This is a genomic window from Pseudoalteromonas sp. KS88 (genome assembly GCF_004766475.1).
In the GTDB taxonomy this organism is placed as follows: domain Bacteria; phylum Pseudomonadota; class Gammaproteobacteria; order Enterobacterales; family Alteromonadaceae; genus Pseudoalteromonas.
On record NZ_PYHV01000007.1, the window covers coordinates 149,003 to 172,622 of the forward strand.

At 40.6% G+C, this 23,620-nt stretch carries 20 protein-coding genes; 10 read left to right on the forward strand and 10 right to left on the reverse strand.

Features of this window, described 5'->3' with window-relative positions:
• Positions 1-10 precede the first annotated feature (10 nt).
• Positions 11-1,453 (forward strand): DUF3526 domain-containing protein, encoded by a 1,443-nt coding sequence (locus tag C7Y70_RS04215; protein WP_135473494.1) that lies wholly within the window; start codon positions 11-13, stop codon positions 1,451-1,453.
• A complete protein-coding gene (locus C7Y70_RS04220) occupies positions 1,446-2,807 on the forward strand; it encodes a DUF3526 domain-containing protein (protein WP_135473495.1) in 1,362 nt (453 codons plus the stop codon). The genes C7Y70_RS04215 and C7Y70_RS04220 overlap by 8 nt, the downstream gene beginning before the upstream one ends.
• Before the next feature lie 53 nt (positions 2,808-2,860).
• Here the strand turns inward: C7Y70_RS04220 and C7Y70_RS04225 are convergent, their stop codons facing one another.
• Together C7Y70_RS04225 and C7Y70_RS04235 are read right to left on the reverse strand one after the other, a co-directional pair.
• Positions 2,861-4,018 carry a benzoate/H(+) symporter BenE family transporter gene (locus tag C7Y70_RS04225; protein WP_099293144.1) on the reverse strand — a complete coding sequence of 386 codons (1,158 nt, stop codon included), beginning with the start codon at positions 4,016-4,018 and terminating at the stop codon, positions 2,861-2,863.
• 372 nt (positions 4,019-4,390) lie between these two features.
• The gene (locus C7Y70_RS04235) at positions 4,391-5,593 is read right to left on the reverse strand and encodes an ectonucleotide pyrophosphatase/phosphodiesterase (protein WP_135473496.1); all 1,203 of its coding nucleotides are present in this window, start codon (positions 5,591-5,593) and stop codon (positions 4,391-4,393) included.
• Between the two features lie 119 nt (positions 5,594-5,712).
• Here C7Y70_RS04235 and dgt point away from each other — a divergent pair, with 119 nt between their 5' ends.
• Both dgt and C7Y70_RS04245 read left to right on the forward strand, forming a co-directional pair.
• Complete coding sequence (gene dgt / locus C7Y70_RS04240) at positions 5,713-7,179, forward strand: dGTPase (RefSeq protein ID WP_210114658.1); 1,467 nt, start codon at positions 5,713-5,715, stop codon at positions 7,177-7,179.
• Between the two features lie 169 nt (positions 7,180-7,348).
• The gene (locus C7Y70_RS04245; protein ID WP_135473498.1) at positions 7,349-8,902 is read left to right on the forward strand and encodes a hypothetical protein; all 1,554 of its coding nucleotides are present in this window, start codon (positions 7,349-7,351) and stop codon (positions 8,900-8,902) included.
• Positions 8,903-9,195: 293 nt separating this feature from the next.
• Here the strand turns inward: C7Y70_RS04245 and deoD are convergent, their stop codons facing one another.
• Both deoD and C7Y70_RS04255 read right to left on the reverse strand, forming a co-directional pair.
• Positions 9,196-9,903 carry a purine-nucleoside phosphorylase gene (gene deoD, locus C7Y70_RS04250; RefSeq protein ID WP_058559480.1) on the reverse strand — a complete coding sequence of 236 codons (708 nt, stop codon included), beginning with the start codon at positions 9,901-9,903 and terminating at the stop codon, positions 9,196-9,198.
• Entirely contained in the window at positions 9,903-11,135 is a 1,233-nt protein-coding gene (locus C7Y70_RS04255; RefSeq protein WP_135473499.1) for a phosphopentomutase, read from the reverse strand. Before C7Y70_RS04255 ends, deoD begins: the two co-directional genes overlap by 1 nt.
• A 191-nt stretch (positions 11,136-11,326) precedes the next feature.
• On the opposite strand from C7Y70_RS04255, the gene udk reads away from it, so the two are divergent.
• The 3 genes from udk to C7Y70_RS04270 all read left to right on the forward strand — a co-directional run bounded on the left by udk (position 11,327) and on the right by C7Y70_RS04270 (position 14,105).
• A complete protein-coding gene (udk, locus tag C7Y70_RS04260) occupies positions 11,327-11,956 on the forward strand; it encodes a uridine kinase (protein ID WP_099293154.1) in 630 nt (209 codons plus the stop codon).
• A gap of 19 nt (positions 11,957-11,975) precedes the next feature.
• The gene (locus C7Y70_RS04265) at positions 11,976-13,199 is read left to right on the forward strand and encodes a NupC/NupG family nucleoside CNT transporter (RefSeq protein ID WP_099293156.1); all 1,224 of its coding nucleotides are present in this window, start codon (positions 11,976-11,978) and stop codon (positions 13,197-13,199) included.
• Positions 13,200-13,385: 186 nt separating this feature from the next.
• Positions 13,386-14,105 (forward strand): transporter substrate-binding domain-containing protein, encoded by a 720-nt coding sequence (locus tag C7Y70_RS04270; protein ID WP_135473500.1) that lies wholly within the window; start codon positions 13,386-13,388, stop codon positions 14,103-14,105.
• A gap of 206 nt (positions 14,106-14,311) precedes the next feature.
• Here C7Y70_RS04270 and C7Y70_RS04275 read toward each other — a convergent pair whose 3' ends face one another.
• The 3 genes from C7Y70_RS04275 to C7Y70_RS04285 all read right to left on the reverse strand — a co-directional run bounded on the left by C7Y70_RS04275 (position 14,312) and on the right by C7Y70_RS04285 (position 17,179).
• Positions 14,312-15,079: an ABC transporter substrate-binding protein gene (locus tag C7Y70_RS04275; RefSeq protein ID WP_245321356.1), complete on the reverse strand. Its 768-nt coding sequence runs from the start codon at positions 15,077-15,079 to the stop codon at positions 14,312-14,314.
• A 108-nt stretch (positions 15,080-15,187) separates the two neighbouring features.
• On the reverse strand, positions 15,188-15,397 hold the full coding sequence (locus C7Y70_RS04280) for a cold-shock protein (protein WP_058559473.1): 210 nt from the start codon (positions 15,395-15,397) through the stop codon (positions 15,188-15,190).
• 279 nt (positions 15,398-15,676) lie between these two features.
• Positions 15,677-17,179, reverse strand: coding sequence for a diguanylate cyclase (locus C7Y70_RS04285; RefSeq protein WP_348631084.1), 1,503 nt, complete (start codon positions 17,177-17,179; stop codon positions 15,677-15,679).
• 496 nt (positions 17,180-17,675) lie between these two features.
• Here C7Y70_RS04285 and C7Y70_RS04290 point away from each other — a divergent pair, with 496 nt between their 5' ends.
• The 3 genes from C7Y70_RS04290 (at position 17,676) to C7Y70_RS04300 (ending at position 21,113) form a co-directional block, all read left to right on the forward strand.
• Entirely contained in the window at positions 17,676-19,487 is a 1,812-nt protein-coding gene (locus C7Y70_RS04290) for a glycoside hydrolase family 3 protein (protein ID WP_135473667.1), read from the forward strand.
• A gap of 8 nt (positions 19,488-19,495) precedes the next feature.
• Complete coding sequence (locus tag C7Y70_RS04295; RefSeq protein WP_135473501.1) at positions 19,496-20,293, forward strand: putative hydro-lyase; 798 nt, start codon at positions 19,496-19,498, stop codon at positions 20,291-20,293.
• An 82-nt stretch (positions 20,294-20,375) separates the two neighbouring features.
• Positions 20,376-21,113: a 5-oxoprolinase subunit PxpA gene (locus C7Y70_RS04300; RefSeq protein ID WP_135473502.1), complete on the forward strand. Its 738-nt coding sequence runs from the start codon at positions 20,376-20,378 to the stop codon at positions 21,111-21,113.
• Positions 21,114-21,282: 169 nt separating this feature from the next.
• On the opposite strand, the gene C7Y70_RS04305 is transcribed toward C7Y70_RS04300, so the two are convergent.
• From C7Y70_RS04305 to C7Y70_RS04315, 3 genes are all read right to left on the reverse strand, one after another.
• Complete coding sequence (locus tag C7Y70_RS04305; protein ID WP_135473503.1) at positions 21,283-22,275, reverse strand: hypothetical protein; 993 nt, start codon at positions 22,273-22,275, stop codon at positions 21,283-21,285.
• A gap of 46 nt (positions 22,276-22,321) precedes the next feature.
• Entirely contained in the window at positions 22,322-22,894 is a 573-nt protein-coding gene (locus C7Y70_RS04310) for an NAD(P)H-dependent oxidoreductase (protein ID WP_135473504.1), read from the reverse strand.
• 62 nt (positions 22,895-22,956) lie between these two features.
• On the reverse strand, positions 22,957-23,316 hold the full coding sequence (locus C7Y70_RS04315) for a MerR family DNA-binding transcriptional regulator (protein ID WP_099293180.1): 360 nt from the start codon (positions 23,314-23,316) through the stop codon (positions 22,957-22,959).
• Positions 23,317-23,620: the final 304 nt, after the last annotated feature.

Here is a 23,620-nt window from a genome sequence, read left to right on the forward strand (position 1 = left end):
GGAATGCTACATGTCTAATGGAATAAGTTGGCACGTGTGTAAACACGAGCTAAAACAAAAAACAAAAAATAACACGCTTTGGTTGTTGTTTGCCTTGATGCAACTGTTACTCGCCGTTGCTTTATTTACCAGTTGGCAGCAGTACCAACAAAGCCGCGCGTTGCAAATTAGTTCACAACAGTTAGTTGAGCAACAGTGGCTAGCACAACCCGATAGACACCCACACAGGGTGGCACACTTTGGTCACTTTGCTTTTCGCCCTCCCAGTGCGTTGAGTTATTTTGATATTGGTGTGAATAACTGGGTAGGTAACAGCGTATTTTTAGAGGCCCACAAACAAAACAGTGCAAACTTTGCCAAAGATGATCAAGCTGCAACCTTACTTAGGTTCTCTGAATTATCCGTGGCTAATTTGCTTTTATTTGTTTGGCCTTTAGTGTTAATTGGATTGGGGTTCTCTACAATAAGTGGCGACCAAGAGCGCGGTACGCTTAAACAAATGTTGGCTATGGGTGTTAAGTTTTCGCATTTATTATGCGGAAAAGGCTTAGCTTATACACTATTAAGCGGTGCATTTTTATTACCTGTTTTTATCGTCTCTATTGTGTTGTCATTGGCCAGCGATGCTGTGTTTACTAGTGATGTGTTTTATAGAATTGGGCTGTTATTTGTTCTGTACTTGGCCTATTGCGTATTTTGGATAAGTGTTGTGCTTTTAGTATCAAGCCTCACTCGATTGCCAAAGCACAGTTTAACGGCATTAGTAACGTTATGGTTTGTATTGCTCGTGCTGACCCCTCGCACGTTGGCTGATATAGCACAGCAATTACACCCCCATAAAAGCCGTAATATGCTGTCTCTCGCTGTACAGAGCGACATTCGTAAAGTGGGGAATAGCCACAACCCGAACGATCCCCATTTTAATGAATTCAAACAACAAATTCTGAAGAAATATGCAGTAGAGACAGTAGAAGATTTGCCAGTTAACTATCGAGGTCTCATCATGCAAGAAGGTGAGCGTATTAGTTCTGAAATTTATCAACGCCATTACCAACATCAGCTAGATCAGTTTAATGCTCAACAGGCATTTATTAGCAAGTTTTACTGGCTTAACCCTTACTTAGCGGTCAGAGACTTATCGATGACAATTAGTGGCGTAGACAGCAGGCACTTTTTTAATTTTGAGCAACAAGCCGAACAGCATCGGTTTGAACGAACTCAAGGCTTAAATAAGATACATACCCACGAGATTGATCACCACAACGACCGCGAACAACGCGTATCGTCATCGATGTGGCAGAACTTTCCTAAATTTGATTATCAGCCTGCTTCTCTTAGTTGGTCTTTAAAGCACAGTTTTGTGGCGGTTAGCTCATTTGGACTTATCACTTTAATACTGCTGGCTGTGTTGATCACACCACGCATCCAACGTAAGGCGTTTATTCATGCTTAAATTTGAACTTAAACGATTACTTTCGCCGCGCGCCAACCAAATTAGTTTATTGGTGTTTGTACTTAGTGCGTTGCTGGCGATTTTTTTAGGGGCCAACGCCTATAAAAATATACGTAAGGACCAAGTCATTGCGAATATTGTGTTTGACAAAGAACGCGCTCATTTAAAAGAAAGGGGCAACCTGCCCGAGATGGGATCGCTCGCTTACTATGCTAAAGCACCTACACAATGGCAATTGTCGCCTTGGGCTGCGCTGTTTACTGGGCAGAGTCAAAATAACTTAGCGGCAATGAAAATAAACGCACTGGCCTTACAGGGTCAAATTTATAACAAGGAGGTGATCAACCCCAGTAAACATCGTGCTGGAGGGTTTGATTTAGGCTTTGTACTTGCTTATATACTTCCCATTCTAATTGGTGTGTTGTGCGTTAACTTGCTCAGTGATGAGCGTCAATCAGGGCGGTTTAGATTGCTGAGTGCGTTTGCTGGCAATGCAGCAAAAAAAATCCTTATACGCGCACTATTGTTACGCTTTTATATGGTATCAGGGCTAATTGTTATTTTATTTATCGTGGCTGCAGTGTTGCTTTCTTTACCGCTAAACGGGGTGTTTTTATCGGTGGTTGGGCTGAGCATTGCGTATTGTGCTCTGTGGTTTCTAATTGCAGGCGTTATTGTGAGTTTAAACCTAACAGGGTTATTCAATAGCCTTGCATTTATTAGCGTTTGGCTTGTTTTTGCAGTATTGATCCCCGGAGCCATCCATTTAGTTTTAAACCAACAATACACGCAACAACCGGCTTTACAAGCCAGTGTTGAACAACGTTTAATCTTAAATGATGGCTGGGATCAAGACATGCAAGCAGCGCTGACGCGCTTTAGTAAACAGTACCCTCAGTTTAGTGAGAAACTTAGCTTCGAAGGGCGGTTTCATTGGAAATGGTATTATGCCATGCATCAACTCAGTGATTTAGCTGTGCAAGAGCATTGGCAGGCGCACCTTGCTTTACAGCAAGCCCGTGATAACAGTTTATCGCGCATTGATTGGTTGTCACCAAACTTAGTGTATCAACGCGCCCTCAATTCGTTTTCAGGCACTGATACACTTGCTTATCAACGCTATCTGTTGCAAGTGAGCGCATACCATAAACAGGTCAGTGAATTTATTTACCCCTATTTATTTAATGACACCCCGGTGACAAATGCTGATCTTGATCTATTTCCAGCGTTTGAGCCAAGTATAAGCCCTGTCAGAAGCAATGAATTATATTATGGCATTGTTTTATTTGTGATTCTGTGTGGCTTGTTCACGGCTATTATTCGCATACGCTTTAGGCACCTCGCGGTTACTTAAGCCTTTAACATTCAAGTGATAACGTGCTTTGCCAGCATGTTATCACTTTAAATTCACCGCCTAGGTATTAACCACAGCGTGAGCGCTCCCGCCAAAATTCCCCAAAATGCAGAGCCAATAGAGTAGAAACTTAAATCTGAAGCGGTTACTAAAAATGTGATTATTGCAGCTTCTGTGTAATAACTATCAGACAATGCTTGCTGTAAGCTAGATGCTATCGTGGTGAACAATGCAATGCCTGCTAAAGCGAGAATAAGCGCCTGCGGCAAACTGGCCACTAACCCAACTAAAGTAGCCGCACCTATGGCCATTAAAATATAAAAAATTCCCCCTGCAATACTGGCCCAATAGCGCTTATTGGGGTCTTTATCAGCATCTTCACTCATGCATATTGCAGCTGTTATTGCCGCAAGGTTGATGGCATAACCACCAAATGGAGCTATTAATATATTCGTAAAACCCGTCACGTTAAGTGATGCTGAGATAGGCGCGGGGTAATTATGCGCCTTTAAAACAGCAATGCCAGGCAGGTTTTGTGACGTCATAGTGACTATATACAGTGGAATACCTATACTGATCATGGCTTGTACGTTAAATTCTGGCGCAATAAAAGTAAATTCACTCATTTTCCATTGCCAACTACTGGTATCAATCTGCCCTGTAGCTCCTGCCATAACAAAGCCTGCAACAAGCACCATCAACATAGTAAACCTAGGCATTAGTCGCTTGCACAGCAAATAGGTTAAAACCATGGCACTGATTATTAGCGGTTTTTCACCCATAAAGTTAAAGACATCAATACCAAACGTGACCAACACACCGGCTAACATTGCGCAGGCTACTTGACTGGGGATACGCTGCATCACTTTTTCAAACCACCCTGTCACCCCTGATATAAAAACCAACAGAGCACTGAGCATAAATGCTCCTACAGCCTGATTCAAACTAAAACCTTGTGCGCTCGTGATCAACAATGCTGCGCCAGTTGTTGACCATGCAATTAGAATGGGTAGCTTGTAATAATAAGATAAAGCAATGGAGGTGCCACCCATTGCAAGACCTAACATCAGTATCCAACTTGCCACTAAATCAGGGGTCCCCCCGAGTACGATTACAACTTGGTATATCAATGCTATCGAACTGGTAAAACCGATTATCACCGCGACCAACCCTGCGGTTGTCCGGTTTAATAATTGATCTGATAGCTGCATAAAGCGCCTAGAATAGAAATGTGTTTAGCACTTATTTATACATAGATTAACTCACGGTGCTAGGAACAAAGTTAAAACTATGACTAAGGTCTATACCCAAACCACCTCAAAATGCAGAATTCAGCGTTTCACAGGGGCTTAATATTAAGGCGTTACTTTGCAACAATGCCAGTTCCTTAAAAAGTTACAACGGTGAGAGTAAGTGCCGCTGAAACGCCCTGCGGGTTGGTTTAAAAGCGGTTTATACTGCATTATTGATTTTAACAAGGGAACAAACATTATTTGCAATCAATGCCTTGCCTAAATCGCTTTTAATTCCAACTGCATCTTGAGGTGGCTTAGGTATAAACATGTAAACAATTAAAATATTTATTATTCAACCAAAGCGGGGAGCAGTGTTTTTCCGTCACTGTCTATTTCGTTGAGTATTTTTAGTCCTAGCACGTTTGCAATAAGCGGATAAATATCAAGATTGTTAACCTCTTTAAGAACTAGGTTTTGCTTAAATGCAGGCCCTTGCGCCACAAATGTTGCCGCCATATCCTCACTATAAGCATAACCATGGGTGCCTAAATAATTAATATGTTCTTTGTTTGCGAATGCCTTAGGTGCAGCAGTTTGTAAAATTATATCACCCGTTCGGCCATTATTTTTGTAGTGATAAGCCTCTCGCTGACTATCGCTTAACACGATATAACGCCCTTTTGCAGCTTTAACTAACCGCTGCTTATAAGCTGATATTTGTGCTCGTGTAGTACCTTGATTGGCATAAATAAGTACCCGAGGACCAGTATTTTTTAGCATAAACGCATCATCTTTTGGCAAGGTTTTTAACGCAATACTTTGCTCAGGATCGACTTGGCTCATACCATGATCGGACACTAGTACTAAATTAGCATTAATCGACAATTTGTTGATTCGACTATGTAGCTGCCCCATTAAATTATCTAGCTGTTGAACTGCGTTTTGGGTTTGCATTGCATCAGGGCCAAACTCGTGCCCAGCACTGTCTACTAAAGAGAAGTAACTGATCACTAAACGTGGCCGTTGTTCTTTTGGCAGTGTTAGCCATTGCACGATTTGATCAATTCTTTTTTGATAATCACTGTGTTTTGAGTAATGGTAATAATAATCGGGTAACATGCCGTTAAAGCGGGCGTCAGATTCAGGCCAAAAATAGGTTGCCGACTTTAGCCCTTGCATCGACGCTAAATTCCAAAGTGGAATGCCACTTAACCACGTACTGTCGTCTTTTCCCTTACCCATACTGTAGCAGTCGCTTCGTTTTGAATCGCAAAAACGATTTTCAACAACACCATGGTTTATTGGCAATAAACCCGTAACCATCGATATATGGTTTGGAAATGTTTTTGTTGGGTAGACGGGCCGCATTTTTTGGCCTCTTACCCCTTGCTCTGCAATATGAGCGATATTTTTAGCGCCGTGCTTTTCAATGTAATCCCAACGAAAACCATCAAGAGAAATAAGCACAACGGTTTGCTCTTCATTAGCCTTGGCTGTGAAGCTAAGTAGTAACAATGTGATGGTAGATAAGTAGAGAAATAGCTGACGCATTAAAATGCTCCTAAAGGTGTGTCACTAACATGATAAAAAAATTTGTCCGACAATAAAATACCTTTACCTATTATTTCAAGCTGTTAGATTTAAGACATAGACCAAATATGAATGGATTTATTATGATCGACTTTCAAAAGAAAATAACACCCGCCAGAACCGAGCGTAGCACAGCTAACCTAAACATGGCATTGGAAAGCGATCGTGGTCGAATAATCAACAGTGCGGCCATTAGGCGCTTACAGCAAAAAACTCAAGTATTCCCATTGGAGCGCAACGCAGCGGTTCGCTCAAGGCTGACACACTCACTTGAAGTCCAGCAAGTGGGTCGGTTCATCGTGCAACGAATTTTTCACTTTTTAACCCAAGAGCAAATTATTGATTATGGCTTAAAGGATTTAGAGCGACCATTAGAAAGCTTAGTTGAAATGGCCTGCCTAATGCACGATATTGGCAACCCGCCGTTTGGTCATTTTGGTGAGGCGGCTATTAATAAGTGGTTTCAGGCTCATTTAGCCAGTGTTGCACCAGAGCGCTGCCAAACCCCTAATACTGGTATTAATGTTATTTTTAAGCACTTAATTGAAGACATTCAAAACTTTGAGGGCAATGCACAAGGCATTCGTATTGTGCATTCATTGCTCAGCTTAAACTTAACCTACAGTCAAACGGCAGGAATTTTAAAATATACTCGCCCAGCGAGTATGGCAAAAAAAGACAGTCCAAAAGATAAAAACTACCTAATGAAAAAAGTAGGATACTACTTCAGCGAGAAGCCGTTTATTGAAGCACTGCAAAATGAGCTTGAAATCAATCAATACTGTCGTCACCCAGCAAGCTATATTATGGAAGCTGCGGATGATATCTCCTACTGCTTAGCAGACATAGAAGACGCTGTAGAAAAAGGCATTATCAGTGTTGAGTTGTTATGCGATAAATTAAAACACCAATATAAACGCACCCTTATTAATCTAACTATTGATGATACTGAACATTTAAATTTCGTTGAGAAAGCAATTGATTACGCGCTCAATAAAGCCGCCGCTCAACCTTATAATTTTAATAGTGAGTTTTTTATTTATTTGAGGGTGTCGTTACTGCACCCACTTGTCAACCATGCGGCAAGTCGCTTTATTGAACATATTGAGGCTATCTATCATGGTGATTTTAACCATGCTCTTCTTGAAGACAATAGCCACTTACATGCAGTTACTAAAACATTAAAGCAAGTGGCGCTTGAACATGTATTCAACCACCAAGAAGTGGGGAAATTAGAGTTACAAGGATATCGTATTATTACCGGATTGCTTGACTGCTATAAGCCTTTATTAGCCCTTAACTACGATGAATTTAAACGAATAATAAAAGGAGATGCAACATTTTTGATTGAGTCTAGATTAATAAAGAAGCTTTCTAATAAACACCTTAATAGTTATCAAAAAGCGATAGATACCTTAACCGACGAGCCCGATCACTTTGCTGCCTATGAGTTTTACTATCGTTGTCGCCTTATTCAAGATTACATAAGTGGTATGACTGACCAGTTTGCGTACGATGAATACCGCTCATTAATGGCCATTGACTGATATTAGCTCTGTTAAATAAACTGGTGACGAGCAAAACCTTAATCAGTTTATTTAAATTTTGCTTGCTTGAGTAACATTCTCGAACGGGCGTTGCTAATTGCTTGCTAGATAATTTGCCAGAGTAATATTAAACTAAGACTATTGTTTTTTTATCATTAAATGAGCGCCAATGACTTTTATTATACGTCTTTTCTTTTTGACGTTGCTTAGCTGTAGTTTTAGCACTACGGCAAAATACAACGAAGCGATGTGTATTTTGTATAAACAACAGATGCAACAATTTAGTGATGATAAAAGCAGTCGCAGTTACCGAAACGCACGAAGGGACTTTAATAAAAATTGCAGTAATCCACCACCTGTTGAAAATAAACCTCAGCAAACTGTTACAGAGCCAGTACCGGTTATAAACAGTCAAAGCACTCAACAAAACAAAGATACGAGCAATGACCTCAATAATGTTAACGAGCAAAGCCCCGTAGAAGATACGCTATCTATAAACGAAACTGTAAACCCCCTTGACGAAATTGACACACCAGCTCAATCAAAGCTTAAATTATCTGAATCAGATATAAAAGAAACAAAGACTGTGGCTGATCAAAACCCGCTGGTTGAGGTCGATAATGAGCAAGAAAGAAAGCCCAACGCTCAAGAGACTCCCATTGAGTCGCAACCGAAGCCAGCTATAAAAGCAGCTAAAGTGCAAACCAGCACAGCCGCTACTCCAGCTATTGCATCTCCTGTCATAGCCGCAAGTGGCCAATCAACATCATTGACCACGCCGATGCTTATTATCGTGTTAGTGTTACTGATTGCTGGATTAGTGATTTATAAACTTCGCATTAAAAAGCAATCAGCTGGTTCACCCACAACCCTTACCAGTAACACAGTGGTAACGCCTGCCACAATGCCGACCCAGCAAGACTCGCAGCCAACGCCACTATCGGATTCAAAAACAGAAATGGGTGCATTAAAAACAGATGCAGCAGCACCTGAAAAGGAATTGCCCATTGAGCAAGACATAGATGAGCCCAACGCACACACAGTTAAACCTGAGATTGTAAATACGCCCTCAGTAGACTCAACAGAACAACTCGAAGCCGACACAGCAGATGATGAGCTGAATGAAGATAGCGACCGCGAGATAGAGCCTATTGCACCGGTAACGCACGACGAACCAAACTATGAACCTGCCGATGAGTCACCAATGTCACGTATTAAAAACGAACATGACTTTAAAGAGCCTGAAGTACGTACATTTGACCCTGATGCCCCCTTGCCTGGGCAGAAAAAAGAATCGCCCGCGCAAGTTCTAGTTGAAAAGACTCCTATTGATACTCTAAAGGAAGACTCTCCCGCTGATCTAGCTGATGCCACGCAAGAACATTCACGTGAGCATAGTAGCCATCAAGATGCGTTAGATCAGAAGCTGCCTGAGCAAACATTTGAACAGCCTGAAAACATCAGCACCGAAGAGCATGAGATTGAACAAGCGCTCAATACATTAAATACACAAATTGCTGAGCAAGACAGTTCTTCAACAAGTGCAGATGAAACACCTGAAAAACAAGTTAAAGCCAATCCATTTGCAAACCTATCGTTAGACCCAACATGGGATCCTAACACAAAGGAAAAACCAACTATCGAGCCCAAAAAAGCGGTTCCAAAGTCAGCTGAACTCATTGCAGCAGAAGAACGTGCTAAGCAGTTGAAGACCGATGAATAAGACCAATACGCAATAATACTTAATCATTTTGCGGGGCTAAACGTGTCGCTACCTGCGTTAAAAAACTCTTATTTAGAACAACTAAATAGTGAATTTTTTGCCGGGTTATCACACGTTTTTCTACTCTCAAAATAGATCACTTAATTAAGCGAATTGGTATAAAACGAGGTGAGCCTTTTTTGCGCTAACTGAGGCATAAAAAAAACCGCATAAATGCGGCTTTGGGAGGTTAGTCTCACTGTGTTTGGGCGTGTCTCCAAACGAGTGAATACGTTACCAAGGAACTTTGTTGATTACGCCTCTACTGACTCAAGCGCAATCTTAACCATTTCATTAAATGTACTTTGACGCTCATCGCTCGGTGTAGCTTCACCAGTGATCACGTGGTCACTGACGGTGAATAACGCCATGGCTTTTGCACCGTATTCAGCTGCAACGCCATACATACCTGCTGTTTCCATATCGACAGCTAACATACCTAACTTATCAAGCTCTTGATAAAAAGTATTGTCAGCTTGATAGAAGGTGTCAGTGGTAAAAACGTTACCTACTTTCGCTTTGATACCTAACTCTTTAGCAGCATTTACACCGTTTAAAAGTAAGTCAAAATCTGCAATAGCCGAGAAGTCATAACCACGTACGCGAGCACGGTTTACGTTTGAATCTGTGCTGGCACCTTGTGCAAAGATAACATCACGAATTTTAATGTCGCTACCAATACCGCCACATGTGCCGATACGAATAAGGTTTTCAACGCCGTAACTAACAATCAATTCACGGGCATAAATTGACATAGATGGAATACCCATCCCAGACCCCATAATACTTACAGGCTTACCTTTGTAGGTACCGGTAAAGCCATACATATTACGAACGCCTGTTACTTTAACTGCGTTATCAAGAAAGTTTTCTGCAATATATTGCGCGCGTAGTGGATCGCCTGGCATTAAAACCGTTTTTGCGAAATCACCGTTGTTCGCTTCGATATGCGGAGTACTCATTATTCGTTTCCTTTTACAATTGGCGCTTTTAGCTTGTCGATAAAGCCTTCACCATAGTCAAGTGCAGGTAAGTTAAACCACTGGGCAAGGGTTTGACCTATGTCTGCAAAACTAGCACGTTCACCAAGGGCCGTATTTTCAAGACCTGGTTGGTACGCAATTACAGGCACATATTCTCGGGTGTGCTCACTGCCCGGGAATGTTGGGTCACAACCGTGATCCGCTGTAATTATTAAAATATCATCATCATTTAGCTGATTAAGTATAGTCGGTAAAAAGTCATCAAACTCTTTAAGTGCTTTGGCATACCCTACAGGGTTGCGACGGTGACCAAACTTTTCGTCAAAATCAACGAGGTTTGTAAAAATCAAACTATGATCTGGCGCAGTGGCCATTACCTCTGTCGTTTTTTCAAGTAAATTTTGTAAGCCTGGGGCTTTATGTTTTTGGGTAATACCTTGGTGTGCATAAATGTCTGCAATTTTACCAATGCTAATTACTTCGCCGCCGTCATCTGCTAATTTATCTAGCAATGTTGGTGCTGGCGGTAATACTGAATAATCACGACGATTGCCCGTTCTAGCAAAGTCTTGACTATTTGAACCCAAAAATGGCCGCGCAATCACTCGTCCTATGTTCATTTCATCAAGCAGCGCCCGTGTGATTTCGCAGACCTGATAAAGTTTTTCTAGACCGAAAGTTTGTTCATGCGCGGCTATTTGAAACACGCTATCAGCTGAGGTGTAACAAATTGGCATACCTGTTTTGATATGCTCTTCACCTAGCTGTTCTAAAATAGTGGTTCCTGATGCATGGCAGTTACCTAAAATGCCAGGAATACCGGTACGAGCAATTAACTCGTCAATAAATTCTTGTGGAAAACAAGGCTGTGTATTCGGGAAGTAACCCCAATCAAATAACACAGGTACACCCGCCATTTCCCAATGACCTGATGGTGTATCTTTACCGCTTGAGAGTTCTTTAGCATAACCCCATGCTGCAATGGGTGTTTGACGGTCGCTAATTAAGCAAGGCTCTTTGCCTGCGGCTTCACACGCATCAACCAATCCTAATAGCGATAAGTTAGGCAGTGAAAGTTGTTCGCCCGTTTCTTCTGAGTAAGCTTTCAGCAGATGTGCAAATGTGTTTGCGCCTAAATCACCGAATTTATCAGCGTCAGGAGCAGCGCCTATGCCTAAGCTATCAGCCATTAATATAATTGCTCTTGCCATACTCACCTCGTTTATCCAATGTGGCTACTTTATCCGCTGTTGCTTTTTACCGTACAGGACATAAGTCCTGTTTCATAAAACCTAAACATTATAAATTTCACATCTTAGAGCGAAGCAAGAGAGATTAATCGTGTCTTTTTTGCTATTGTGATCTACCAACAATGTATCCTTATGTGTGGATGAGAACTTTAGTGACACGAACAATAATAGCTATTGCTGGCGCTTCTGCGTCGGGCAAATCTCTTTTTAGCCAAACTATTTACAATGAATTGGTTAATGAGCTTGAACCAGGCGCTATCGCCGTGATCGAAGAAGATGCGTATTACAATGATCAATCGCATTTGCCGTTTGACCATCGAACGCAAACGAACTACGACCACCCAGATGCGTTTGAACATGAGTTGATGTGTAAACACCTAACTCAATTACGCAATGGAGAAGCAGTCGAAGTTCCGACTTATGATTACGCCCAGCACACGCGTAGCGACAAAACACGCACCGTGATGCCAGCAGAAATTCTCATAGTTGAAGGGATTTTATTGCTTAGCGATAACGCGCTAAATAAAGAATTTGATATCAAAGTGTTTATTGATACACCGCTTGATATTTGCCTAATGCGCCGTATGCAACGTGATATGGAGCAACGAGGCAGAACATTACAGTCCGTTGTTGAACAATATCAAGCGACGGTGAGACCGATGTTTTATCAGTTTATTGAGCCCTCAAAGCACAAGGCTGATTTAGTGGTCACACGTGGCGGCATGAATCGTGTTGCGATTGATATAATTAAAAGTAAAATAAAATATTTACTGCAAAAATAACAACGGGAAATAACTAAACATGACAACATTTATGAGCTTAGTCGGCATGTGTGTGCTGCTAGGCATTGCTTTTGCGGCATCAACCAACCGCAAAGCGATTAGTTTAAGAACGGTGGGTATTGCGTTTGCCATGCAGTTCATTATTGGCGGGTTTGTGCTGTTTTTCGAAGCAGGTAAAAACGCCTTAGTAAGCATGTCAAAAGCCGTATCATCGGTAATTGGTTTTGCCAATGACGGAATATCATTCTTATTCGGTCCTCTTGCCAGCCAAGATACCTTAGGGTTTATTTTTGCGGTACAAGTTTTGCCGGTTATTGTGTTTTTCTCTGCGCTTGTTGCAGTGCTTTATCACATTGGCATTATGGACTGGATTATAAGAATCCTCGGCGGTGGTTTACAAAAACTATTAAAAACATCGCGTACAGAATCGCTTTCAGCGACCGCCAACATTTTTGTTGGTCAAACTGAAGCACCGTTAATAGTAAAGCCATTTATTGCAACCATGACTAAGTCGGAATTGTTTGCAGTGATGGTGGGTGGCCTAGCCACTGTAGCAGGCTCTGTGATGGCCGGTTACGTTATTATTGGCGTAGAACTTAAGTATTTAATTGCTGCCAGCTTTATGGCCGCACCGGGTGGGTTCTTAATGGCCAAGATGATTGTGCCAGAGACCGAAACCCCAAAAGACACATTGGCCGATCTTGATGATAATGAAGATAAGCCAGTAAATGTGATTGATGCAGCTGCATCAGGCGCAGCAAACGGTATGCATTTAGCACTTAATGTTGGTGCCATGTTATTAGCATTCGTTGCTTTAATCGCGCTTTTAAACGGTTTATTAGGTGGTATTGGTGGCTGGTTTGATTACCCGACACTGACACTGCAAGAAATTTTAGGTTATATATTTGCTCCAGTTGCTTGGTTACTTGGTGTACCGTGGAGTGAAGCAATTATAGCCGGCAGTTTTATTGGTCAAAAGTTAGTAGTGAACGAGTTTGTTGCTTACTTAGACTTTATAAATTATCGCGATACGTTAAGTGCGCACACACAAGCGATTGTCACATTCGCGTTATGTGGGTTTGCTAACTTATCATCGATAGCTATTTTACTAGGTGGATTAGGCGGTATGGCGCCTAGTCGGCGAAAGGATATCGCACGCTTAGGGCTCAGAGCAGTGTTAGCAGGATCTATGGCTAACCTTATGAGCGCCGCAATTGCAGGTTTTTTCCTCTCGCTAGCTTAGAAACTTTGAGATGAGCCTTAGTTGCAAAACAATAGGATAACGCTTTAAGGGGTTAAAGCATTATCTGACTTGAACGATACTTCACCAAGGGCCGCAAGGCCCTTTTATCGTTTTAATACCTATAACTTTTCATATTCTCACCTTTGTTACTATACTGATCCCATCACGGCAAATTAAGGTTAATTAATGCGAGTACTGTTTTACTCATTGCTAATGCTGTTTCCAGTATTAAGCCTATGCCAGCCCCAAGTCCAAGTGGTGACTGAACTTTCACCGCCTAATCAAACTCGAATAAATGATGAAGTTGCAGGTACCAGCACCAACATTGTAAAAATGATATTAGAGACAGCTACTGTAGACGCTTCCTTCTCTATTTATCCTTGGGCCCGTGCATACAAGCTTGCCAGCCAGGTAAATAACACGCTCATATACAGCCTAGCTAGAACCCCTGAGAGAGAAAAGCTATTTCACTGGATTGGCCCTGTGGCGCAATTTAAATTAGGTTTTGTGAAGCTCTCAGAGCGAAAGAGTATTAAAATAACGAATCTAGAACAGGCAAAAAAATACAAAGTAGCGGTTCAACGGCATGACTTGGCTTTTCAATTTTTATCAAGGCATGGCTTTGATTTACTGATAACTTCAGATATCAAGAAATCTTATCACTTATTACTTGCGAACAAAGTAGATCTAATCATCGATGATGAAAACTTCATACAGGATATGGCTGATCACTTAGCTATCGATCACAATAAACTCAACTTCACATACCCAATTGATGAGCTTGAGGTCAGAGGTTTTTTAGCCGCAAATATAAATACCCAAAATGAAATAGTGGAATCATTAAGAAAGGCATTCAGTGAAGTGAAAGAAACAATCGAATATAAAAAATTAATAAACAATAATTAACCTAAGCCCTGGTTAAGAGGTGTACCATCATATTGATATTAAATAACAAATGTATTTATCTATCTCCAACCGAAGACTTTTAGCCATAACAAGGCTAGTTTATGCGTCAATAGCTAGGCTATTACAAGTTAATTCAACGCAGGTAGCGCTTAAAGTAGCCGCTTAAGGTGGGTTTATTATCAAAGATTCAGGCTAATTAGTTTATTTTAATCATGCTTTTTTAAATAAGGCAGCCTAAATTGCTCAAGGCCATCAATCTCTTTTAATGCTGCCAACTCGTGATTAAATTTATCCACAATCTCTTTGGGCACCGATTTATTAAACGCCAGGTAGTTCCCTTTTAGTTTATCTACGGGTAATTCAATCAACTTAACTACGTCAGCGCTATTGTGGCCATATTGCTGTAATTGATAATCAAGCAAAGATTCTGAACCGAGAATCAAATCTATTTTATTTTTAAAAAATAAATTAATGTACTCGTAATGATGGGCAAAGTTTAAGAGGTTTTTATCTTTTACAAAACCAATGTTATGCACTAATGGCTCATACACATCACCACGTGCCAATCCTAACGTGTAAGCACTTAATTGACTCAGCTCAGTCGGGTTTATGTGGTCGCTACTTGCAAGTCGATAAAAAAATGTACGTGAAGAGGCTAAAGGACCGACCCATTGAAATAATGACTCCCGCTCAGGTGAGCGTGCTGTCGAAACTAGTCCTGATGCTTGATTTTTTTGAGCCAAATAATAAGCCCGTGTCCACGGTAATAACTCAAACTGGCAATCAACGTTAACGCGTTTACATAAGGCACGAGTGATATCAAGGTTAATACCTTGCAGCTGACCTTTATTGGAAAAATTATACGGTGGGAAATGCTCTGTATATATAGTAATTAAAGGCTTGGCATAGCCTATAGCCGGAAAAAATAAGCAACAAAGAAATACAAAAACGTTACGGATAATTTGCTCCGACAAACACACATTTAATTATTAATAATAGGCAGTGAGCGTGATATCGTCAATTTTTAAGCACAAAAAAAGCAAGCCTTAGCTTGCTTTTTGAATTCTACCTAGAAGGTAAAATTATACAGCAGTGATGTTCTCTGCTTGAGGACCTTTTTGACCTTGTGAAAGAGTGAACTCTACACGTTGGCCTTCAGCAAGAGTTTTAAAACCTTCGCTTTTGATTGCTGAGAAATGTGCGAAAACGTCTGGACCATTTTCTTGCTCGATGAAACCAAAACCTTTAGACTCGTTGAACCACTTAACTGTACCTGATACGATGTTAGACATAGTAATATCCTGATATAAAAATAAAAAATTGCCCATGTGGGCGGGTGTAGCAAAAAATGAGATGGTACTTAAAAAAACTTCAGGACGGTACTACAAGTATTACTTATACAACAACGAAATGGAGATTTATAAATTACATGCTTTCTTTCTAGCTGCGGCCTACTATATAGAGTTATAGAGATTAGTCAAATGTTATCTTTGTATTTGTGCAGATAAATAACTACTTCAGTTATAAAAAACTGAAGAGCCCCCTATTTTTAAGCGACTTATGTATCAATACTATTCATATCCAGGGGCAAGCACACATCGGTTGCGCCCAATATTCTTAGCTTCGTAGAGTGCTTGGTCGGCATGTTTCAATATAGATTCTATCGGTAATTCATCAGCAGGCCAGCCCGCTATACCGATTGATATATTAATATATCCCACTGGGGGTATCTCTGTTTGTGCAACACTTAAACGGATGCGCTCAGCCAAGGCATAGGCTGTATTTGCATCAGCATTAGGTGAAATAACAATAAACTCTTCTCCACCTGTGCGCGCAACAAAATCACTACTGCGAGTTACATCAGAAACAATTCCCGCCAACGATTGAAGAACAATATCCCCAATGTCATGGCCATACTGATCATTGACGCGTTTAAAGTAATCAATATCGAGCGCTAATACTGCAAAAGAGGTATTAGTATCTATTAATTGCGCCAAAATAGTATCCAGGCTGCGTCGATTATTGAGTCCTGTTAGAGGGTCGGTACTGGCCTCTTGATGTAATGCACCAATTCGATTGTGCAACACAGCAACACCTTTGAGCATTGCTTTACGTAATTCAGCACTTTCAAAGTACCATGATTTCACATTTTTAAGCGCTGAAGATGCAGCGGGATCATCTAACATATTAGCAGTGTGTGCTAAATCGCGTAGAGGGTGTGCTATAAAACGGGCAAGCAGCAAAATGAAAATAAAAGTGGCTAAACCTATTGGTATCGTGCGGTAAAGTACGCTAACCATTAACCCATCAAGTGGCTCGAGTGTTTTAGCTAACGGACGCTGAGTTATAATCCCCCAATGAGCTTGTGTTAAAGGAGCATAACCGGCCAACACTGTTAAGCCTTGGCTATTTGTTAACTCTTGCGTGCCGCTTTGGCCCTTTAGCACCGCTTCGATGACATTATTATCGTACACATGTTCACCTATACGCGACTTATCAGGGTGATAAAGTAATCGTCTGTTTTTATCAACGACATACAAATATGAACCATCTTCATGAAAGTGAATTTGTAGCAAACTATGCAAAATACTGGCTTCTTTTAAATAAATACTGCCACCAACATACCCAAGGTATTCATTGTCTTTGTTAAAAATTGGGTGTGAAATAAAGATAATTAAGTTATTGGCCGCAGAAATATAAGGTTCGCTTATCATGGGCTTTTTGACTAACCGCGCTTGTTTTGCTCCTTGGCTTTGCAGTTGATGACCCTTTAACTGCAAACTCGCTGGTGATACGTCAAGCACTTTGCCTTTTGCCTCAACAATCACCGTCGAATTAAAACTGTTAGTTTGTAGCCTTAAACGCTCGACCTCTTGCTGGTAGGTTGTAACATTATAGAAATCATCAGCAATAACCTTGGCTGAGTAGGCAAGTTGTTGTTGTGCAGCTTGTAAAAATCGATCCGTTGCTAGCCCCAACTTTGCGGCATAAGCACTTTGGCTTTTAAGAGTTTGTAGCTGCAACTGTTGCTTTTGCACTTGATAGCTAGAATAAAAGCCATTCAAAAATGTCACAATGGTGGCAGAGATAGCTAAAAAAAGGATTAACTTTTTTAAGTCTAATTTAACTGTTAAATGTTTCTTGAAGCGATGCAAAATAATACTCAACTTTTACAGTAATTCGCCTTAACATTCCTTGGCTACAAAGTGTACAAATACTAGCAAAATGTATTAATAAAAGCTATGACAAGCATACCTACAGTTGATTTAGAACAAAAACTCAAGTAATTACTCCCACTTTGTTCAACATATACTTTTTTGATATTTTAATCGTACTCTACGCTATGATCCGTTAGTTTTTAAGCTAGGTTTTAGGATAGAATTAATAAGATATTGCTTTATTCATTTACAGCTGATTATCGAAGCAACTAAAGTTTTAGCAGCGTAAATCATTCAATTTTTTTAAAGTTTAAAGTCTCTCTGTCACGTAGCTTTAAACAAGACAGCTTTGGAGCTAATAGTGTTAACTAAGCTTGCCATTACATCAATTACCTTTGGATTAGGGTGCATTATTTCAATGAAATCGACTATCGCAGCAACAAACTTAACGCTTGAACAACAAATTGGCCAAAAGCTGATGCTTGATTTTCGTTATTACTGTGAGAAAGGCAGTAAAAATAGATGTCGCCAGCCAATGACTGAACTTCCTCAAGATTTAGCGCAAACGATCACCCAACATAATATTGGTGGCGTTATTCTTTTTGCTGAAAACATTGAAAATGTTGCACAAATTGTAAAGCTCAATAATCAAATGCAACAAGCCGCAGCCAAATCAACTTTACGTGCCCCGTTATTTATATCAATAGATCAAGAGGGTGGACGTGTTGCTAGGATACCGCGTCATATAGGCACTTCATTTACCGGTAACATGTCTATCGGCGCTACTTACCCTTCGCACGGTACAAAGTTTGCGTCACAATCAGCGCACGTAATTGCTGATGAGCTCAAAGCAATTGGTGTCAACGTCAATTACGCGCCTACAATTGATGTGAATATTAATCCTGATAATCCTGTTATCAATGTGCGTTCATACAGCGAAGATCCAACTTTAGTTGGTATACTTGGTGGCGCACAAGTAGCTGCTTTTGAAGATAACGGTGTAATCACGTCGCTTAAACATTTTCCAGGCCACGGGGATACAAACGTGGACAGTCATACTGGTCTGCCTAGAGTCAAGCACGATAAAAATACAATTTGGCAGCAAGATTTACCACCATTTAAAGATATTATTAAAAGCCAAAATCCTGGCATGATCATGACAGCTCATATTCAATATCCCGCGCTTGATGACAGCACTTTTGTAAGTAAAGACGGCAAAACCATGATAAAGCCGGCCACAATGTCACGTAAGATCATAACTGACCTTTTACGGGGTGAATTAAACTACCAAGGAGTTGTTATAACTGATGCGCTTGATATGGCCGGGATCAGCCACTTTTTTGAACCCGTTGAAGCCGTCGTGAATACATTTTCGGCAGGTGTTGATATCGCTCTAATGCCAATCGAAATTCGCCAACCTGATGACTTAATCGAGCTGAAAGAACTAATAGAACGCCTTGTTAAAGAGGTAGAAAAGGGTAACTTAGATGCTCAGGAAGTCGCTTTATCAGCACAAAGGATTTTACACCTAAAAGAAAAGTTTAAACTAACCACTGTGCTCGATGAGTCTAGTGCCATTAAAGCAGCGCAACGTACTTTAGGTAAGCCAACGCATCGTGCGGTTGAAGCTCAACTAGCCTTAGCGGCTATCACTGAGGTTAAAAATGAAAACCAAACACTTCCTTTAAAACTAGCTAACAATCTAAAAATACACCTTATTATGCCTGACACGCGAAAGTGTATAGCTCTTGAGCAGGCTATCAAAGAGCATGCCGATAACAGTTATGATTTCTCTTGCACAAGCCTTCAGGGCTTTGATCCTAACACGACACTTAAAGCAATCAATCAAGCAGATGTCATCATTGCTGCAAATGCATCGCCTGCGCAAAGTGCTGTTGAAATTGGCGGTATAGATGATTTAGCTGATGACCCTGAATTTAAGGTTGCTAAATCGGAGCAAGGCGCTGTGCTAGAAAAGCTGTTAAAGCAATCACAGCTGGCGAATAAAAAAACGGTGTTTATTAGTCTTCGTGCTCCTTACGATATTGCAAAATTCAGCCAATATGCTGATGCAATTCTAGCAACTTATGCGTATAACATAGATGTAGATAATAATGTTAAAGTAGCAGGACCTGCTTTTACGGCTCTTGCTAAAGTATTAGTTGGAAAACACATTGCAACAGGTAAATTACCTGTCACGGTAAACGGCTTTAACCGTAATTAGAGGACTCTATGCAACATAACGCTTCACTGACAACCCCTTACGCTATCCGCAACATGATCCGTAATGAAGATTATACAGGCAGTACATCAGGCTTTGTACCCGGCTTCGTGCAGGCAAGTTTAGTGATTTTACCTAAGCGTTACGCATTTGATTTTTTACAATTCTGCCAAGCCAATAAAAAAGCATGCCCTATCATTGCGAGTAGCCAACACCCTGGTGCAGTTAACATTCCTAATGTTGCACATGATTTAGATATCAGAACAGATCTTCCTCGCTACCGGATTTATAAAAAAGGTCAGCTTGTTGATGAAGTTACGAATATCAAAGAGTACTGGCAAGATGATTTAGTTAGCTTTTTGATAGGCAGTTCATTTTCATTTGAAGACTCTTTAAAAGACGCTGGCATTGAAATACGCAATGTGACTGAACATAAAAGCGTACCTATGTATATCACCAACATTCCAAGCGAAAGTGCCGGTATTTTTCACGGTAATATGGTGGTTAGTATGCGACCAATGAAACCTGCCGATGCTATTCGTGCAATCCAAATTTGCAGCCGATTTACTGATTTTCATGGCGCCCCCATTCACTTTGGTGACCCTGCCGCTATTGGTATTAAAAATATAAATCGGCCGAACTATGGTGAGTCTGTTAGCATAAAAGAGGATGAAGTACCTGTTTTTTGGGCATGTGGTGTTACAGCGCAAGTTGCAATAGCTAAAGCTGCACCAGATTTCTGCATTACGCATAGCCCAGGACATATGTTAATTACTGATATTCAAAATGCACATATAGCCTCCTTTTAGTGGCACAGCAGTAAAGAGCCGCCCTGCTGCATGTGAACATTAGTTATGTTTTATTAAATTTATAAACGTTAAGCGAAAAGTTATGAAGCTCAATTGTGATTTAGGTGAAAGTTTTGGTGCATGGCAAATGGGGCTTGATGATCAAGTAATGCCACACATTGATATGGCCAATATAGCCTGCGGCTTTCATGCGGGTGATAGTGACGTGATTGCAAAAACATTAATACTTGCAAAGCAGAACGCTGTAGAGATTGGCGCGCACCCAAGTTACCCAGATAAACAAGGGTTTGGTAGACGCTCAATGAGACTTTCAAAAGATGAGTTAACCAACTGCCTACACTATCAAATCGCAGCCTTAGAAGGTATGGCGAAAGTACATGGTCTAACACTGGGTTATGTTAAGCCTCATGGCGCACTTTATAATGATATGATGATTGATGACGCTATTTTAAACACAGTCATGGAGGCTATAGCTCGTTACTCGACTTCATTAAAGTTAATGATTTTAGCAACCAACGAAGCAAAACAGCATAAACAGCTAGCACAACAATATGGCATCACGCTAATTTTAGAAGCCTTTGCAGATAGACAATACACAGACGAAGGCCGCCTAGTATCGCGAAATGTGGCAGGTAGCGTACATAATAAAGCCGCCATGCTGGCTCAAGTAAATCAGCTGCTTAGTGAGAGAACGGTCACAACGAATAGCGGTAAAAAAGTAACCTTAAACGCAGATAGTTTGTGTGTTCATGGCGATAATGCAAATGGCATCGCTTTAATACACGAAATTAAAGCACTGTGTATAAACGCGAAACGTTAATCAGTTAACGGGTTTTTCATACCCCCTGTTTAGCCGTTGGAAACCCCCTTTACAACTTAGTAAAACAAACAAAAACCGCTTTTCATTTTTGAAAATAAATGTGCAGCACTAAAAAAGCAAATAGCACCACACCCTCATGATATTAAAATGGTTATACCTCAAGACCACATTAGTCTTTTTTGCTTTGACTTTGATAAGGCCATACTTCAAGCGTACCATTGCTGTTATGTGTGAAGATTCGCTGAGTGACTTCATCAAACCCGACGGCTAAAATTGAGCTACGTTGGCCTTTTTCCGCCGCACCGTATTCAGCCAATAAATTACCACTGGCAACCTGCCATAAATAAATTTTGCTTTTAGGCGAGCCAGTTAAAAACCATTTATCATTATTAATGAACTGTGAGTCGTTAAACTCAATAAAGTTAGCAAAGATATTTAGTTCCGCTAGTTCTTCACCTGACTTTAAATCAAGAAAAATGCGATCATCCACAGAGTCAATCGCAAAACCTATGCTACCTTGTTCATTCATACTGACATGGTTAACGCGTGTCGCAAGTTTATATTCTTGCAAAATTTTACCATTGGCGGTTGACCACAAATAAGCATGTTTATCACTTGAGCCACTTAACGCAGTGCCCCCATCAGCTGATAGGGCTACAGAATTAATATCAAGTCGATGGATTTTAAATACCGTATTGTGTTTAGTTTGTGTATTGATCACATCCGCTTCGCCAGTGCGATAGCCAACGAGTAATAAATGCCCATCAGCAGATATAGCAATGTCGCGCGCTATATTTTGACCTGTAGACCAACTGCCAATTAACTGCCCTGTTTGCACTGAAAAAACATGTATCGCCATTCTATTTGAGATATAGAATGTGGTTTTGTCGTCACTCAACCCGACTAACTCAACATAATTAGCGTCATCACCAGTGATACATTCAAAGATAAGTGTATTGTTGGTATTATCCCATACACACACTTTGCCGTGCTCTGATACAACACTCAGCTGCCCATCACTAGACACAGCTGCGGATTTTACGGTTTCGTCTGTATGTTGAAACTGTGATATAGGTGGAGATTCAAAAACAGCTTCGCCTGAACAGGCTGCAAGTGTTAGTAAGCTGCCTGCGAAAATTAGTTTTGCAATACGTAACTGCACGCTGATCCTCTTTTTTATTTTTATTCATTTATCTAAAGCAATATTCTCATTTCATTGCCTTTTTTGCTATCTGCTTAAGCCACTTTTTACGTTGCTCAGGGGATGACGTTACAATAGGCCCAATATAATCTGTTGAACGCACATTGATACCACAAAATCCTAAAATAGTGTGTTTGAGCTGCTTTTTAACCGGGCTGCCTTGGATAAAGCGATAATACCAAGCTGGTGTGTCCAGGGTTAAAATGATCTCTGCAGTACGCCCCTTCAGCAGCTTGTCGGGAATTGTTTTATTTGGCTGATATTGAAAAGCAAATCCAGGTAAAAACGTTCGATCAATCAAACCTTTGAACTTTGCAGGCAGGCCACCCCACCAGACGGGTATAAACAACACGATGTGTTCAGCCCTTTGTAACTGTGTTTGAAAATCAACTAAGTCAGCTTCTAGCCGTTGCTCATTTTCATAGCCATTAGTTAAATTGGGATCAAATGTCATAGCACTAAGAGAGAGCGTATGTACCTCACACTCACTATTACAACTTTGACTATAGCTCTTTGCTAAAGCGTCGCAAAAGCTAGCTTGTTTTGGATTTGCATCAATCACTAAAATACGTTTTTTCATACTAACTACTCCATTAAAAGTAGCAGCATACACCCTACCCTAAAGGGTAGAGTCAAGCACCGTTAGCCTAATACTTGGTTATCCAGACAAATCTTTATATCGCGATGATAAAAATCTAGCAGCTCTTTTTGTTGCTCAAGCGCAGTAATATCGATCAATACTTGCTGCTTCTTTTCCTCGAGTAAAGCCATTACGGCAGGCCAATCCAAATCATGTCGACCAATTTTAAGCTGTTTAAGTTGAGCTAAGCTCAACCCCAATAACTGCGCTCGTTTTATTAGTGTGACAAACTCTACATCAGCGTTTTCATAAATACGGTAACTACCTAGTCGCTTAATGTCACTTAACAAACCAATCGCTTCATAATGCCGAACGGTTTTTACGGATACACCACAACGGGTTGCGATCTCACCAATATACACACTTCACTCCTTTGTTTTTCCAAAATATTGATTTAAAAATCAGTACACTAGTTTTATATGTAGCTAATAACTGCGCGTGAGTCATGACTCAAATGCTCAGCATCTACGCCTTAAAAGAGAGGAATATCAGCTGTACTTTTACAAAAACGTTTTAATACACTCTATTACTTGTTGCTTAGTCAAACCTGATGCTACCCACAGAACAAAACGCTCTTTAATTGCCATCAAGTGTTTAAAACATATTTGCAGTGAGCACTTCGCGTATCACCCGTTTAACAGTGTAATTATTTAACCTGAACTCTGG

Excerpts from the sequence above, each read along its gene's own strand:
- C7Y70_RS04215 (WP_135473494.1), top strand. The coding sequence starts at position 11 with ATGTCTAATGGAATAAGTTGGCACGTGTGTAAACACGAGCTAAAACAA.
- C7Y70_RS04220 (WP_135473495.1), top strand. The coding sequence starts at position 1,446 with ATGCTTAAATTTGAACTTAAACGATTACTTTCGCCGCGCGCCAACCAA.
- C7Y70_RS04225 (WP_099293144.1), bottom strand. The coding sequence starts at position 4,018 with ATGCAGCTATCAGATCAATTATTAAACCGGACAACCGCAGGGTTGGTC.
- C7Y70_RS04235 (WP_135473496.1), bottom strand. The coding sequence starts at position 5,593 with ATGCGTCAGCTATTTCTCTACTTATCTACCATCACATTGTTACTACTT.
- C7Y70_RS04245 (WP_135473498.1), top strand. The coding sequence starts at position 7,349 with ATGACTTTTATTATACGTCTTTTCTTTTTGACGTTGCTTAGCTGTAGT.
- deoD (WP_058559480.1), bottom strand. The coding sequence starts at position 9,903 with ATGAGTACTCCGCATATCGAAGCGAACAACGGTGATTTCGCAAAAACG.
- C7Y70_RS04255 (WP_135473499.1), bottom strand. The coding sequence starts at position 11,135 with ATGGCAAGAGCAATTATATTAATGGCTGATAGCTTAGGCATAGGCGCT.
- C7Y70_RS04265 (WP_099293156.1), top strand. The coding sequence starts at position 11,976 with ATGACAACATTTATGAGCTTAGTCGGCATGTGTGTGCTGCTAGGCATT.
- C7Y70_RS04270 (WP_135473500.1), top strand. The coding sequence starts at position 13,386 with ATGCGAGTACTGTTTTACTCATTGCTAATGCTGTTTCCAGTATTAAGC.
- C7Y70_RS04280 (WP_058559473.1), bottom strand. The coding sequence starts at position 15,397 with ATGTCTAACATCGTATCAGGTACAGTTAAGTGGTTCAACGAGTCTAAA.
- C7Y70_RS04295 (WP_135473501.1), top strand. The coding sequence starts at position 19,496 with ATGCAACATAACGCTTCACTGACAACCCCTTACGCTATCCGCAACATG.
- C7Y70_RS04300 (WP_135473502.1), top strand. The coding sequence starts at position 20,376 with ATGAAGCTCAATTGTGATTTAGGTGAAAGTTTTGGTGCATGGCAAATG.
- C7Y70_RS04310 (WP_135473504.1), bottom strand. The coding sequence starts at position 22,894 with ATGAAAAAACGTATTTTAGTGATTGATGCAAATCCAAAACAAGCTAGC.